Source organism: Oceanobacillus sp. GQ8 (genome assembly GCF_059758495.1).
In genome coordinates, this window is the sequence record NZ_JCAXEV010000001.1 from 217,374 (window position 1) to 232,313 (window position 14,940).

Annotated in this window: 18 protein-coding genes and 1 other annotated feature; all 18 genes read left to right on the top strand. The window is 39.2% G+C overall.

Annotated elements, in window-relative coordinates:
* Nucleotides 1–7 precede the first annotated feature (7 nt).
* Nucleotides 8–910 (top strand): hypothetical protein, encoded by a 903-nt coding sequence (locus tag AC6CHS_RS01150; protein ID WP_498233654.1) that lies wholly within the window; start codon nucleotides 8–10, stop codon nucleotides 908–910.
* A 179-nt stretch (nucleotides 911–1,089) separates the two neighbouring features.
* Nucleotides 1,090–1,779: a RadC family protein gene (radC, locus tag AC6CHS_RS01155; protein ID WP_058949373.1), complete on the top strand. Its 690-nt coding sequence runs from the start codon at nucleotides 1,090–1,092 to the stop codon at nucleotides 1,777–1,779.
* A gap of 161 nt (nucleotides 1,780–1,940) precedes the next feature.
* Nucleotides 1,941–2,204 (top strand): hypothetical protein, encoded by a 264-nt coding sequence (locus AC6CHS_RS01160; RefSeq protein WP_498233655.1) that lies wholly within the window; start codon nucleotides 1,941–1,943, stop codon nucleotides 2,202–2,204.
* Nucleotides 2,205–2,710: 506 nt separating this feature from the next.
* Complete coding sequence (locus AC6CHS_RS01165; protein WP_036572273.1) at nucleotides 2,711–3,751, top strand: rod shape-determining protein; 1,041 nt, start codon at nucleotides 2,711–2,713, stop codon at nucleotides 3,749–3,751.
* Nucleotides 3,752–3,763: 12 nt separating this feature from the next.
* Entirely contained in the window at nucleotides 3,764–4,654 is an 891-nt protein-coding gene (mreC, locus tag AC6CHS_RS01170) for a rod shape-determining protein MreC (RefSeq protein WP_498233656.1), read from the top strand.
* Nucleotides 4,651–5,190: a rod shape-determining protein MreD gene (gene mreD / locus AC6CHS_RS01175; protein ID WP_498233657.1), complete on the top strand. Its 540-nt coding sequence runs from the start codon at nucleotides 4,651–4,653 to the stop codon at nucleotides 5,188–5,190. The genes mreC and mreD overlap by 4 nt, the downstream gene beginning before the upstream one ends.
* Nucleotides 5,191–5,306: 116 nt before the next feature.
* Entirely contained in the window at nucleotides 5,307–5,990 is a 684-nt protein-coding gene (minC, locus tag AC6CHS_RS01180; RefSeq protein ID WP_498233658.1) for a septum site-determining protein MinC, read from the top strand.
* Entirely contained in the window at nucleotides 5,983–6,780 is a 798-nt protein-coding gene (minD, locus tag AC6CHS_RS01185) for a septum site-determining protein MinD (protein ID WP_036572282.1), read from the top strand. Before minC ends, minD begins: the two co-directional genes overlap by 8 nt.
* Before the next feature lie 115 nt (nucleotides 6,781–6,895).
* On the top strand, nucleotides 6,896–7,666 hold the full coding sequence (locus tag AC6CHS_RS01190) for a peptidoglycan DD-metalloendopeptidase family protein (protein ID WP_498233659.1): 771 nt from the start codon (nucleotides 6,896–6,898) through the stop codon (nucleotides 7,664–7,666).
* Nucleotides 7,659–8,516, top strand: coding sequence for a M50 family metallopeptidase (locus AC6CHS_RS01195; protein ID WP_498234534.1), 858 nt, complete (start codon nucleotides 7,659–7,661; stop codon nucleotides 8,514–8,516). Before AC6CHS_RS01190 ends, AC6CHS_RS01195 begins: the two co-directional genes overlap by 8 nt.
* A 79-nt stretch (nucleotides 8,517–8,595) precedes the next feature.
* Nucleotides 8,596–8,671, top strand: a sequence feature (ribosomal protein L21 leader region).
* Between the two features lie 17 nt (nucleotides 8,672–8,688).
* Nucleotides 8,689–8,997 carry a 50S ribosomal protein L21 gene (gene rplU / locus AC6CHS_RS01200; RefSeq protein ID WP_036572291.1) on the top strand — a complete coding sequence of 103 codons (309 nt, stop codon included), beginning with the start codon at nucleotides 8,689–8,691 and terminating at the stop codon, nucleotides 8,995–8,997.
* A 12-nt stretch (nucleotides 8,998–9,009) separates the two neighbouring features.
* Complete coding sequence (locus tag AC6CHS_RS01205; RefSeq protein ID WP_498233660.1) at nucleotides 9,010–9,336, top strand: ribosomal-processing cysteine protease Prp; 327 nt, start codon at nucleotides 9,010–9,012, stop codon at nucleotides 9,334–9,336.
* Nucleotides 9,337–9,350: 14 nt separating this feature from the next.
* Nucleotides 9,351–9,641 (top strand): 50S ribosomal protein L27, encoded by a 291-nt coding sequence (rpmA, locus tag AC6CHS_RS01210; RefSeq protein ID WP_106897049.1) that lies wholly within the window; start codon nucleotides 9,351–9,353, stop codon nucleotides 9,639–9,641.
* Nucleotides 9,642–10,036: 395 nt separating this feature from the next.
* Nucleotides 10,037–10,576 carry a Spo0B domain-containing protein gene (locus AC6CHS_RS01215; RefSeq protein WP_498233661.1) on the top strand — a complete coding sequence of 180 codons (540 nt, stop codon included), beginning with the start codon at nucleotides 10,037–10,039 and terminating at the stop codon, nucleotides 10,574–10,576.
* Nucleotides 10,577–10,588: 12 nt separating this feature from the next.
* Nucleotides 10,589–11,869, top strand: coding sequence for a GTPase ObgE (gene obgE, locus AC6CHS_RS01220; protein ID WP_498233662.1), 1,281 nt, complete (start codon nucleotides 10,589–10,591; stop codon nucleotides 11,867–11,869).
* 32 nt (nucleotides 11,870–11,901) lie between these two features.
* On the top strand, nucleotides 11,902–12,759 hold the full coding sequence (gene pheA, locus AC6CHS_RS01225) for a prephenate dehydratase (protein ID WP_498234535.1): 858 nt from the start codon (nucleotides 11,902–11,904) through the stop codon (nucleotides 12,757–12,759).
* A gap of 186 nt (nucleotides 12,760–12,945) precedes the next feature.
* Entirely contained in the window at nucleotides 12,946–13,890 is a 945-nt protein-coding gene (gene safA / locus AC6CHS_RS01230; protein WP_498233663.1) for a SafA/ExsA family spore coat assembly protein, read from the top strand.
* A gap of 241 nt (nucleotides 13,891–14,131) precedes the next feature.
* Nucleotides 14,132–14,875, top strand: a complete 744-nt coding sequence (gene nadE / locus AC6CHS_RS01235) for an NAD(+) synthase (RefSeq protein ID WP_498233664.1) — start codon at nucleotides 14,132–14,134, stop codon at nucleotides 14,873–14,875.
* Nucleotides 14,876–14,940: the final 65 nt, after the last annotated feature.

A 14,940-nucleotide genomic window follows, 5' to 3' on the forward strand; every position in this document is an offset into this window, starting at 1 on the left:
GGAAAATGTGGACAAGGACAAAATGGTCGTGTTGTGGGAAAACGGGAAGCAGATTAAGGTGAAAATAAATACCTCTTCAAGTAAATTGTCTGACCCCCGATCCAAGGAAGAAGCAGCAGCATCGGTGGAGAGACTGCAGGATAATGAGGACGTACCGCTTTTTCAAAGAAAGATCCCAAATGAATTTAATTCCAAATCAAATAAGTCCAAACGTTGGGGGGCTCTTAAGCCTGTTTTGCTTACCATTGCATCTGCATTGGGGGTAGGGACACTATTAGGAATTATCATGCTTCGAATGTTTGGCACGATTGATCCGGAGTTACCAACAAATGGTAGTGCTGCAGTTCCGGCAGAATTAGAAACAGCTAATGAGGAAAGTAGCAATGCCGAAGTAGCACTAGAACCAGTGAATGCTTTTGTTTTACAAGCAGGTGTGTTTTCAGGGAGAGAGAATGCTTCAGAGTGGGCTGAAACATATAAAGAAGCCGGGGTATCGACCATTTTGTGGGAGAAAGAGAATCAATTCTATCTCCTGGCAGGTATGGCACAAGATAAAGAGGGGGCAACACAGCTTCGGGACGAGATGACCAAGGACGGATTAGAATTTTATGTGAAGGAATGGAGTACTGGAGCAGGTACGTTGCATGTATCAGAAGATAATAAAGCTTGGCTAGAGCAATTGCAAAAAACCTGGATTGAAACCAAAAAAGGACTTTCTAATGAACGCCCTTTTGAAAAAGAAACATGGGACAAGTTGGCTCAAACAATACCCAAACAAGCCGGTCAATTCAGTGCGCTTGCAGAAGAAGTGAGAAATAGCGCGGAATTGGCAGAGGATTTAACTTCACAGAAGGCACAACATCAGCTACTCTTGTTGTGGAATCTTTATACGAATTCAGCGGAAAAGTAATAAGAGAGTAACTATAAACAATTACATTATCTAATGATTAACCTATTTAAATAAGCCATTTTATCTAGTAGAAAATGCATGTTTACCAAAAAAACTAATGAAGGAAATATTATTTTATTAAGTTGTTCTGCTCGCTAGTAAATATATAATGGAGGATATCAAAGAAAGGATGATAGACGATGACAGTTTCCTCCATTATGATTAAAAATGTTCCCAAAAATGATCGCCCTCGCGAAAGGATGCTGGAGTATGGTGCTGATCACCTATCAAATCAGGAATTACTGGCTATCTTGCTTGGTACGGGTACGAAAGCTGAATCTGTAATGGCCCTTTCCAATCGTGTACTTATGCATTTCGAAGGGCTCAAACTGTTGCACGATGCAACAATCGAAGAATTGACCGCTATTAAAGGGATTGGTTCGGCAAAAGGTGTCCAACTCTTATCCGCAATTGAATTGGGAAAGCGCATGAATCAATACAAACCGGATGTTCGTTATGTCATTCGATCCCCAGAAGACGGAGCGAATTATGTCATGGAAGAAATGCGTAGCTTACGACAAGAGCATTTTGTTGTTCTCTTCCTAGACACAAAGAATCAAGTCATTCATAGGCAAACCATTTTTATCGGCAGTCTCAATGCTTCCATCGTTCACCCTAGAGAAGTATTCAGAGAGGCAGTCAAACGTTCAGCGGCTTCTATTATTGTCATCCACAACCATCCCTCAGGTGACCCAACCCCCTCTAAAGAAGATATCCATGTAACGAGAAGGTTAGTTGACTCAGGAAAAATGATTGGTATTGAGCTATTAGATCATCTTATTATCGGGGATCGAAAATTTGTCTCTTTGAAAGAAAAAGGATATGTGTAAATATAAAGATTAAGCGTAACAAATCCAACCTGACATGTTTCAATTAGAAGTTTAATTGAACTTTAATGAGAATTAATTATTAGATGTTAAATAGTATTAACGGAAAATGCCCAACTCGAATATTTTATTTATAAGATGTGATTGTACAGGGGTTAGGACGCATGAATGAGAAATACAGAAATAATGCCAAAAGCTCTACACCAGAACAAGATGCAACGCTTGCTGGAAGTCTAAAAGTCGCCTGGGTCGCAGGATTACTCAGTACATTAGGAGATGCATTAGGAACCTATGCGGCAACATTAGCTATTGAAGAAGCTATCGAAGAAGAAGCCTTACAGAATAAAAAAGATGAGCAGTTAGAAAAAAGGCTGGAGAATCTGGAAAGGCAGTTAGAGACAATTCAAAACATTTTAGAATCGAAATAAATTGACGACCATATTTATTCTGGCATATTACAGGGCTGCAAAAAAGGTCTGGGTTCGAGGGTTCAATTACTTTTTGAACTCAGATCGATTACAAATAATATCAAGAAACCAATAGAAAAGGAATAAAAGAAAAATAATTATAAGCATAGCGCATGCCAATACATAGCGAAATGTAACTCCACACTAACAAGAAAAAAACAACATACAACCGAACTAACTTGTCTTACTTTATTAAAGATATGTTTGTATAATATCGTTTGTAATAGAAACATGTTAAAAATCCTAATAGAGGACATGGATAATACTATCTATTTTATGGATTTTCTCGTATAATTATATTGACGAACATATAAACAGCGCCATTTTTCGATTTTATTTTGAAAGTGGCGCTATTAAGATTGTTACTCAGGCAGTCTTAAGTGCGTGCATGTAATGAAGGTAAAGAACCTGACAGCACAAAACATATAAATAATCGATATAGTGTGATTTTGGAGAGGGAGATTTGATTGGGAATTTTTAATTTATCTCAAGATTTGGGAATAGACTTGGGTACCGCCAATACTCTGGTTTTTGTAAAAGGAAAAGGCGTGGTAGTACGTGAACCTTCTGTTGTAGCGAAAAATATTCAAACAGGTGATGTGGAAGCAGTTGGAAATTCCGCCCGCAATATGATTGGCAGAACACCTGGTAACATTACAGTTATTCGTCCAATGAAGGATGGAGTAATTGCTGATTATGATACGACAGCAGTTATGATGAAATACTATATAAAAAAAGCAATGAAAAATCGATCTTATTTTGCAAAAAAACCAAACGTGATGGTTTGTGTTCCTTCTGGAATAACCATGGTGGAGGAAAGAGCTGTCATTGATGCCACTAAGCAGGCAGGTGCGAAAGAGGCATTTCCAATTTCAGAGCCATTTGCTGCAGCGATTGGTGCTGGCCTTCCGGTATGGGAACCGACTGGAAGTATGATTGTAGATATTGGTGGCGGAACTACAGAAGTAGCGGTGATTTCATTGGGTGGCGTTGTAACGAGCCAATCCATTCGTGTGGCTGGAGATGATATGGACGAGGCGATTATTTCCTATATTAAAAAGAATTATAATCTACTCATTGGTGAACGTTCTGCTGAGTCTATTAAAATGGATATTGGAACAGCCGGAGAAGTTACTGGTGACGATGAGATGGATATCCGGGGCCGTGATCTGTTAACTGGATTGCCGAAAACCATTACGATTACAGCAAAAGAAATTGCCACGTCGCTTGAAGATACAGTGACAGCTATTGTAGAATCTGTAAAGACGACGCTCGAGAAGACGCCACCCGAACTTGCGGCAGATATTATGGATCGTGGAATTGTTCTTTCAGGTGGAGGATCTCTTCTTCGAAACATTGACCAGGTTATCAGTGATGAAACAAAAATGCCTGTTTTTGTTACAGAGGACCCGCTAGAAAGTGTAGCAATCGGTACAGGTAAATCTTTAGATTACATTCAACATTTCCGTTCCCATCCGAATGTATCATCACGACCTACAATAGATTAAGCAGGTGTTAAGATGTCATTTTTACGTAGAAGAAAACTATTTATTTTTTTGATTGGCTTTATCGTTCTTGTTGCTTTGATTGGTTTCTCATTAAGAGACAGGGCGAATTTAACGATTGCCGAACAATTTGTACTTGATACAGTAGGATTTGCACAAAAAGTAGTACACACACCAGTTAATTTTATAACCGACATCTTTACAAATATTGATGATTTTCGTGACACCTACACAGAAAACCAGGTATTGAAAGAGAAATTGGCAGAGTATAAAGGATTAATTTATGAAGTCCAAGGATTAAAAGCGGAGAATGAAGAGCTGAGAGAAATTGCGGATCTAAAGGAATCGGATCAATTGCGTAATTTTACGCCAATCCAAGCTTCTGTCATGTCTCGATCTCCGGAACGTTGGGTTGAACAAGTTACGATCAATAAGGGTAAAGATGATGGAGTGGCTGAGAACATGGCTGTCATCACACCCGACGGCATGATTGGAAAGATTCTTACTACATCTTCGTCTACTGCTAAGGTACAGTTATTAACGGGATTTGATCAATTTAACCGGATCTCTGCCTCTGTTTCTCGTGAAGAGGACGATAAAGATATAAGAGGTATGATAGAAGAATATGATGAAGAATCTGGCTCCCTTTTATTCCGAATAATAGAGGAATCAGATAAAGACCTTAAGGAAGGAGAGTTAGTATTCTCCTCTGGACTAGGTGGTGTATTTCCTTCTGGTTTACCAATCGGTGAAGTGAAAGAAGTGGTACCAGATCAATATGGATTAACTCGGACTGCTTTAGTAGAGCCAGCTGCCGATATGTATGATATAAACCAAGTAATCGTGGTAGACAGAGCCATGGATGAAGAAGAGGACACAGCAGACAGTGAGGAGGAGGCTGAATGAAGCGGCTATACCTCCCACTAATTCTCTTTCTATTTCTTGTTATGGAAGGTGTGGCACTGGATCTTTTACCAGGAAGTCTTTTGACAGGAGATCTGCTGATTGTGCCGCACTGGGTTCTTATATTTCTAGTCTTTATTACAATTTTTTATGATAAGGAGACTACTTACTTTTCTATCATTTATGCACTAACTTTTGGTCTGTTAATTGATGTGGTATATACGGGAATATTAGGTGTATATATGTTTTCCTATGCATTAGCTATATATATTGCTCATCTTTTGAATAAAATGTTGCACGGAAATATTCATGTCAGCATTTTATTGGGGGCTGTAGCGGTCATACTTTCTGATATTTCTATCCACGTTATTTATTTGGTTGCAGGAGTAAACGATATGATGTGGAAGGACTACTTTATGATGCGGTTACTTCCAACACTTGTTTCCAATCTTGTTTTCTTGGTCGTTCTTTATCCTATTGTAGTAAAGCGTCTCACTACTTGGGGGCAGGAACAATTATCTAGAAGTAATACATTATAAAAAGTATTGTGCTACTACTCTTGTACCATTGAAGAAGTGCTCGTAACGATCGGATTTTTGAAAAGATGATAGTAAGTTGAATTATTGCTAAGGTAACAGTAATGAGGTGAGTAATCGTGCTTGATAAAAAACAGTTTATAACCATAAAGGGTACAAAGGAAGGACTCACTTTATTTGTTGATGATTCCTGTACTTTTGAGCATGCTTTAAATGAATTGCGTGAAAAAATACATGCAAGCCGTCCGAAGCATGACGAACCGGTTGTATCAGTTAAAGTGAAGCTAGGTAATAGATATGTACAGGAAGAACAGAAAGAAATATTGAGAAAAATTATTGCCGAGGATGAAAGGTTTACGATTGACTCGATTGTCTCCGATGTGGTCCGAAGAGACGAAGCTTTGCAGTGGCAAGAAGCGAGTGAAGTTAAAACGGTTAATCGTATTATACGTTCAGGACAGGTGCTGGAGGTTACAGGTGACCTACTTTTAATTGGAGATGTAAATCCTGGAGGAAAAGTTGTTTCGACAGGTAATATCTACATAATGGGAAGACTGAATGGGATTGCTCATGCAGGCATTAATGGTGACAAGCAGGCTTTTATCACAGCCTCCTATATGAAACCAAGTCAGCTTAGAATTGCAGAATATATCAGTCGTGCTCCAGATTATGAATCTGATGGTGTGTATATGGAATGTGGTCTCATTGATGAAGAACAAGATAAAATCATAATAGATCGACTACAAGTTCTTTCACATAAAAGCGAAATAAGCGGATTCGGAAGGAGAATGCAAAATGGGTGAGGCAATTGTTATTACATCTGGTAAGGGTGGAGTAGGGAAGACCACTACAACGGCCAATATAGGTACAGGTTTAGCACTTATGGATAAAAAGGTATGCTTGATAGATACTGATATTGGTTTGCGAAACTTGGATGTTGTGATGGGGCTTGAGAATCGAATTATTTACGATATTGTTGATGTAATAGAAGAGCGTTGTAAACTTAAACAAGCCTTGATTAAAGACAAGCGTTTCGATTACTTATCCCTCTTGCCAGCAGCTCAAACAAGTGATAAGTCGGCTGTTACAGAAGAAGGTATGAGAAAGATTGTTGGAGAATTAAAGCAGGAGTATGACTATGTAATTATTGACTGTCCTGCAGGTATTGAGCAAGGATTTAAAAATGCTATAGCGGGTGCTGATAAAGCAATTGTTGTAACTACTCCTGAAAAATCAAGTGTAAGAGATGCTGATCGCATTGTAGGGCTTTTAGAACAGGAAAGTATTGATCCACCGCTCCTAGTTATTAACCGTATTCGTAACCACATGATGAAAAACGGCGATATGATTGAGATTGATGATATTGTGCAAATTTTATCCATCGATTTAATCGGAATTGTGGTGGACGATGATGATGTTATAAAGGCATCAAATAGTGGAGAACCCGTAGCTCTCCAGCCAAATTCAAAAGCTTCTATTGCTTATCGTAATATTGCGAGAAGAATTCTCGGTGAAACGGTTCCCCTTCAATCTCTTGAAGATGAAAAAGGTGTTTTTCAGAAAGTGAAAAAGTTTTTAGGTATACGTGCATAATAGTAAACTAGTAACCTGAGAACACGAGCAATTACTCGTGTTCTCAGGTTTTTAACATATCTCTCAACTGTCCCTCATAAACTTGTACAAAAGTATGAGAAGGATTGTGAGGATAATGGATAATGGAGTTAAAAAGGTTAGGCAATCTATTAATCAAAGAAAGAAAGCTCGCGGGGTAACAGTGAAAGAAGCTGGAAAAAGACAGGTAATACCTGTATTTCCACAAGATGAAGAAAAGCATGGTTATCTGCCCATATACGATGGTCAGGGAGCTACAGGGAGCAAAAAGAACAGTGTAATGGGTGGTTTTCTGCTAAAAGGAATTTTATCTACCATGCTTTTTTTTGGTGTGGCCTTAGTATGGGAAATTAATGCTCCAGTATTGCAATCACCAAAGGAGTGGACGAGCGGCGTACTCACAGAGGAGTTTCCGTTTGCTAAAGTTAACCAATGGTATCAGGAATCATTTGGAACACCGTTGGCCGTGCCCCCTAATGGTGACAATGCTGAAAGCGTTACAGAAGAAGTACTTGCTTTACCTGTATCCGGCAGTGTAACAGAGTCTTTCCAAGCTAATGGGACTGGGATTCTGATAGCACCTGAAGAGACCTCTGCTGTGTCAGCCTTGCGTGATGGCGTTGTAGTGTTTGCTGGGAATGATAGCTCCACAAATAAAACAATTAAGATTCAGCATTCTGATGGAAGTATATCAACGTATGGGGAACTTAGTGACTTGAATGTTCATCTTTACCAATTTGTGAAGAGCAATCAGCCAATTGGACATTTTACGCCACAGCCAGATAGTACCACCGTATATTTTGCCATTGAAAAAGATAAGGACTATATTGATCCCGTGCAGGTAATTAAAGTTGACGATAGTGAGTAATTACTTGCCAAAAATCCATTTCCACCCCATCTTACTTGCTTTTTTCTTCATATCCTTTTTGACAGGTACTTTCGTGGAAATGGCAGTAATACTCCTTATTGTGTTAATTCATGAACTAGGGCATTTTACGATGGCGAAATGGTTTGATTGGAGAATTGGCACCATTATGCTTTGGGTGTTTGGTGGGGTGATGAAAACAGACGAGCATGGGACAAGGCCAATTGCCGAAGAAGCTCTCGTCACAATTGCCGGTCCACTGCAGCATATATGGATCTATGCAGGCATATTTGCTCTATCATATAGCGATTTGTTGCCTACTTCTTTAATTGATTTGATGTTATACTATAATACAGCTATCCTATTATTCAACTTACTGCCTTTATGGCCACTTGATGGTGGAAAACTATTGTTTTTATTGCTTGCTCTATTACTTCCATACAAACGAGCCTATCATATCGTTATACTCTTTTCTATGATGTTAGCTGTAGTTTTTCTCCTTGTACAACTAATACTTCCTTCTTTTACGTTAAGCACATTTCTTATCGCGCTCTTCTTATTTATGGAAAACCAGTCAGAATGGAAACAACGTCATTACGTGTTTATGCGGTTTTTACTAAAACGTTATGAAAAAAAGACTAAGATAATGAAACATAAGCCACTGTATGTATCACCTGAGAGCTCTTTAATGAGAGTGTTTTCTGGCTTTAGCCAAGAAAAGAGGCATACCATCTATGTGACAGATAAACATGGTAGGCATACTGTATTAGAGGAACAGGAATGTTTGCAAGCCTATTTCAAGTATAAAAAATACCATCAAAATGTTGGGGAAATTATAGAGAAAGGTGCTTGAAACATAGAGAATTTGTCGTGTGATGCCTTGACAAACCTAGTTAATACATGGTAACATCAATACGTTATTCATCGTAGCACCAGTGCTACAACCGCACAGAACAGGTTTGGATAAACTCTTGAGAGAGTACCTGAATGGCGAGTCTGAGTTAATTAAGGAGGTGCAAGTTATTATGTACGCAATTATCGAAACAGGTGGTAAGCAAGTTAAAGTTGTGGAAGGCCAAGAAATTTACGTAGAAAAAGTTGCAGCAGATGCAAATGACGCTGTAACATTTGAAAAAGTTCTATTCGTAGGTGGAGACGATGTGAAAGTAGGCGCACCATATGTTGAAGGTGCAACTGTCACTGCTAAAGTTGAAAAGCATGGTCGTCAGAAAAAGGTTACAGTTTTCAAGTTCAAGCCTAAAAAGAACTATCATCGTAAACAAGGTCATCGTCAGCCTTATACAAAATTAGTTATTGATAAAATCAATGCATAAAGGTATTTCTCTATGATTCAGGTAACAATTTATCGTAATGACAATCGAATAACCGCATTTAAACTTTCTGGACATGCAGATAGTGGACCTTATGGCTATGATCTTGTTTGTGCAGGAGTCTCAGCAGTTTCGATTGGTACAGTTAATGCTGTGATGACACTGTGTAATGCTGATTTACAAATTGAGCAAGGTGAGGATGGCGGATATCTTTATGTCCAGATCCCCACCAATGCAGTGGACAACATAGAACAGGTACAACTCCTGTTTGAGGGCATGCTGGTATCATTACAATCTATTGAGAGTGAATATGGAGAATTTATTAAGATTCGTACTTTATAAGGAGGTGCAGTGGTATGCTACGTCTTGATTTGCAGTTTTTCTCACAGAAAAAAGGTGCTGGTAGTACTAAGAACGGTCGTGATTCAGAATCCAAACGTCTTGGTGCTAAACGTGCTGATGGCCAATTCGTAACTGGTGGTTCTATTCTTTACCGTCAACGCGGTACGAAGATCTATCCAGGTGAAAACGTTGGTCGTGGTGGAGATGACACACTTTTTGCAAAAGCTGACGGCGTTGTTAAGTTTGAACGCGTTGGCCGTGACCGCAAAAAAGTTAGTGTTTATCCAGTGGCACAGGAAGCATAACATTTTGCATGTACGTAAAAAACTCCAACTTTCTTAAGGTTGGAGTTTTTTTAGTATATGAAACAATATACCCTTGTTCAATGAAAAGAATAAATCTATATTCGGTACAGAAGAGTATCTTATGTTATGCTAGTTTAAAATGGTAGTGCCTGTCTGTACTATTAAGGTGTTTCTGCCTTTCTAAAAAGTAATCTGCACAGATGTCTAGCTCCGAGTGCCAAGCTAGGTGACTTCGCAAATCGCCTTCTGATAAAGAGGCTTGTGACTGGTTTGAACCAGTGGCTTACCCGGATCCCTATTACGGCCGCTCCGCGCTTTTCTAATTACATATACTTCTCTGGTTAGGAAGATTACTGGTTTTTCTGCTATACTTTGATATGTAATGGAGGGAAGACATGAACGAGAAGGATGTTATCTTATTACTGCAGCATTATCGTCATGATTTAATGAACCATTTACAAATAATTCATGGCTACTTAAGTATGAATAAAACAGACAGAGTGGAGAGTAAAGTCCAAGAAAGTCTGGAATATTACAATGAAGAAAGAAAACTCATGCATTTACAAGGCACGTTATTAACATTGTGGGTCATCCAATTTAATGGCTATTATGAAGATTTTCGTCTGACCTACCAAATACATACCGAAAATAAAAAAATATCTCAATCCGATGAGCAATTGGTTAGACAATGTAATCGTGTTATATCACTTATTAGTCACTTGCACGAAAAAATGGAGCTGTTTGAGGCGAAACTTCTTCTCGAAGATACAGATAAACAGGAAGTTTTACGTGTCAAATTGTCCATTAATGGGAATTTTAAAGACAAAGAAGAAGTAATTAAAGAGCTTAATGGCTTGGAATTGGAATATCAAATGAGTATAGAAAATACCAATGACGGAATCGTGTGTACGTTCGCAATTCCGTGTGAAATATGAGGTGAGTCAACAATGTTTGTAGATCAGGTTAGTGTGTATGTGAAGGCAGGAGATGGCGGGAATGGACTTGTCGCATACCGTCGAGAAAAATATGTACCGAAAGGCGGTCCTGCTGGTGGAGACGGCGGTAATGGCGGCGATGTTGTTTTTGAGGTTGATGAAGGATTAAATACTTTGATGGATTTTCGTTATAATCGTCACTTTAAAGGTAAGCGTGGTGAAAATGGGATGAGCAAAACACAGCATGGTAAAAATGCTGTACCATTAGTAGTCCCAGTTCCTCCAGGTACTACGGTTATAGATGAAGAAACTGATGAGGTCATTGCTGATTTAACAGCACATAAGCAAAGGGCTATCATTGTCCACGGTGGCCGTGGGGGAAGAGGAAATACACGGTTTGCTACACCAAGAAATCCTGCACCAGATATGGCTGAAAATGGTGAGCCAGGGCAGGAACGAAACATAAAAGTCGAACTTAAATTAATTGCCGATGTTGGATTGGTCGGTTTCCCAAGTGTAGGTAAGTCGACATTTCTTTCTGTTGTAAGTGCCGCTAAACCGAAAATTGCTGATTATCATTTTACTACGCTTGCTCCCAACCTGGGTGTCATCGACACGAGTGATCAGCGCAGCTTTGTTATGGCTGATTTACCAGGCTTAATAGAAGGGGCCCATGAGGGAGTAGGACTTGGCCATCAGTTTTTGCGCCATGTAGAGAGAACAAGGTTGATTGTTCATGTAATCGATATGGCCGGAACAGAAGGCCGTGATCCTTACGACGATTTTGTGAAAATAAACCAAGAACTAATAGAGTATGACATGAAGCTGACAGAACGTCCGCAAATTATAGCAGCAAATAAAATGGATATGCCTGGTGCTTCGGATAACTTAGAAATGTTTAAAGAACAGCTTGGTGAGGATATTCCAGTTTACGAAATATCTGCTTTAACTAAAGAAGGCTTGCGTGATATTCTATTTGCAATTGCCGACCAACTGGATGCTATTCCTAAGGTTGCACCTAAGATGGACGAAGTTGAAGAAAAAGTTATTTATCGCCATACAAAAGAGGATGCACCATTTGAAATTACACGTGACGATGATGGTGCGTATGTGCTTTCAGGCGTTAAAATTGAAAAATTATTCAAAATGACGGACTTTGCAAGAGATGAAGCAATCCAGCGTTTCTCTAGACAGATAAGAGGAATGGGCGTAGATAAAGCCCTTCGTGAACGGGGTGCGAGGGACGGCGATACGATACGACTGCTTGATTTTGAATTCGAATTTATCGAGTAATAGATGCAGTTCCAAGGGAAATAGGGGGAGAAATTTTGTCAGCAACTATTGGTTATTTGGGGCCTAAAGGGACCTTTACAAAACTAGCTGTAGATGCAGCATTTAATGGAGAACATAAAGAAAGCTATGCAACCATTCCAGAATGTATTGACGCAGTAGAACATGATGAGATAGATATCGCTGTTGTGCCACTTGAAAATGCAATCGAAGGGACGGTTCAGCTAACAGTAGATTATTTGGTACACCAAGTAAGACTACCAATTGTGGCTGAAATTGTAGTGCCTATACAGCAGCATTTGTTGGTACAACCGACCTTCCAGGGTAGTCTTGGCGATATTACGGAAGTGCATTCTCATAGTCATGCCATCGCCCAATGTCATCAATATCTTCACCAGTCGCTACCTGAGGCTAAGATTCAGTACACCACTTCAACAGGGAAAGCTGCAGAGATTGTAAGTAAGAGCGATTTGCCGATTGCTGCAATTGGAAACAAATTAGCAGCAGAGGTGTATGGTCTCAAACTATTACAGGAAAACATCCATGACTATTCAAATAACCATACTCGTTTTGTGGTACTTTGCAAGGATGAAAAAAAGCTAAAAATTAAACATCCTGTTAGCATAGAGAAAACCAGTATGCTCATTTCCTTACCTAGTGACCAAGCTGGTGCTTTGCATCAAGTTCTGTCTGCGTTCGCTTGGAGAAAAATGAGTTTGTCTAAAATAGAATCTAGGCCAATGAAAACTGGCTTAGGAAATTATTTCTTTATCATTGATGTCGATCAGCCCTATGATGATGTATTGTTTCCAGGAGTAAAAGGGGAATTAGAAGCTTTGGGTTGTAATGTAACGATAATGGGGACATATCCCGTTTATAAATTAACTATTTAACATCCTTACGCCGCCTATTTATTGAGATAGGCGGTTTTTTTGTTGTTGAAAAAGTCATTCGTAAAAAAGTCTGGTGGTGACAATAGAAGACTTTTTCTAAAATATCTTTCAACTTTTTCTGTATGCTTGCATATGTTGATATAGAGTAATTAGCCCAGTTCTATATCGAAAGGAGTTCGGTTCGTTTTGAAAATACACATTGTTCAAAAAGGAGATACACTCTGGGAATTATCCAAGAAATATGGGGTAGATTTTGAAGAGTTAAAGCAAATGAATAGCCAATTGTCGAGTCCTGATATGATTATGCCTGGAATGAAAATTAAAATTCCGAGCAGTTCTAAAGCTGTAAAACAGGAACACATGCCAAAAAAGGAAACGGTAAAGCAACCATACAAGGACACCTCCCCTAAACCGATGCCAGTAATGAAGGAAGACGAAAAAGAAGTGCCAAAACCACAGATGCCTCAAATGCCGCAGATGCCGCAGATGCCAAACCAACCCATTATGCAAATGCCAATTTTAGAACAAGAATTTCAAAATTATACGACGATTAACTTCCCAGAAACACACCATCATGTGCAGCCGAAAAAGGAGATGAAAAAGGAAAAGCCGAAAGAGAAGCCAAAGGTTGAAGCTAAAACCTATCCGAAGCCATCTCCAAAACCAGAATTACAACCACAGTTCCACATGCAGCCACAACAGGCACCAACACATACGGTCCCAATGTGCTGTCACATCGTACATCCATGTTATCCACCTGTCCCGTTTCCGGTAATGGCCCAGGTTTCTGACTGGCCAATGGGACCAATGCATGCTATGGACCCTCATCACGGTATGGCTCCTGCACATATGCAGCATGGTAAGGACGATTGCGGATGTTCTGGACCAAAAATGCACGGTAGCCCACACCACATGATGTTCGATCCTATGCAACATCAAATGTCCATGGGACAGCAGCCATTCCAAAATCAGGGGCAACAGCCATTTCAACAACAGGGACAGCAGCCGTTTCAACCGCAAATGTTTCCACAACAATTTGACGGTACATCGAATTTTGCTCCGACGCCCCCAGCATATCCTGATTTTAGTAATCGAGAAGAAGATAATAAGGATTCAACTAAAGGTGAATAGAATAAACATAGAGACGAGAAAAGATATCGTCTCTATTTTTTTGGAGAAGAACGCTACATATAGGTTTCAACGTTACTACATTTTTTTATGTTTGTATTTTCAAGAGACGGGAATAAAAGCTTGTAGGTAATCATGCGTATAAGAAAGTGTAGATGAAATGCTTTAAACGTCGTTATTTTTTTAAAAAAAGTGAAATAGTGATAAAATGTTTAATATTGATTATTTAAAAGGAGAGATAGCAGTGGAAAAACAGGTAGACCAAATTGTACAGTGGTTACGTGACCAAGTTAAGCAGGCTGGAGTCAATGGCCTCTTGGTAGGTATTAGTGGTGGATTAGATTCTGCAGTCGTTTCACATTTAATACAACGTGCTTTCCCAGATAATTCTTTAGGTGTGTTGCTTCCAATTTATACAAGTGATTCGAATTTGGATGATGCCAAGCAGGTAGTGGAGAGCAGTGGAATTAAATCTATGACAGTTGATCTTACAGAGACACATAAAATTATGTACTCTGAAATCAAAGACAGTTTAAATGAAAGCAACACATTCATTGAAGAAAATGATAAGTTAGCTGGTGCTAACCTTCGCGCACGCCTTCGTATGAGCACGTTATATGCACTTGCAACGAATTATAACTACATGGTAGTTGGAACAGATAATGCAGCAGAGTGGTATACAGGTTACTTTACAAAGTACGGTGACGGTGGTGCTGATATTCTTCCAATTGTTGAATTTACAAAACAGGAAGTCCGTGATATGGCAAGTTACCTTGGTGTTCCTAGTCATATTGTTAAGAAAAAGCCAAGTGCTGATCTATGGGAAGGACAAACTGATGAAGATGAGATGGGAACAAGCTATGATACAATTGACGCCTATCTTAAAGGAGAGCAAATTCCTGAACGCGATAAAGAAATTATTGAATCCTTGCATAAAAAGTCTGCCCATAAGCGTGAGGCACTTCCGCAATTTAAGCGCGAGCAATAATGTGTAATTCCCTAAAATTGACTGTGTAAAAAAACCTTCCTTATCCAAACTATGGATAAAGGAGG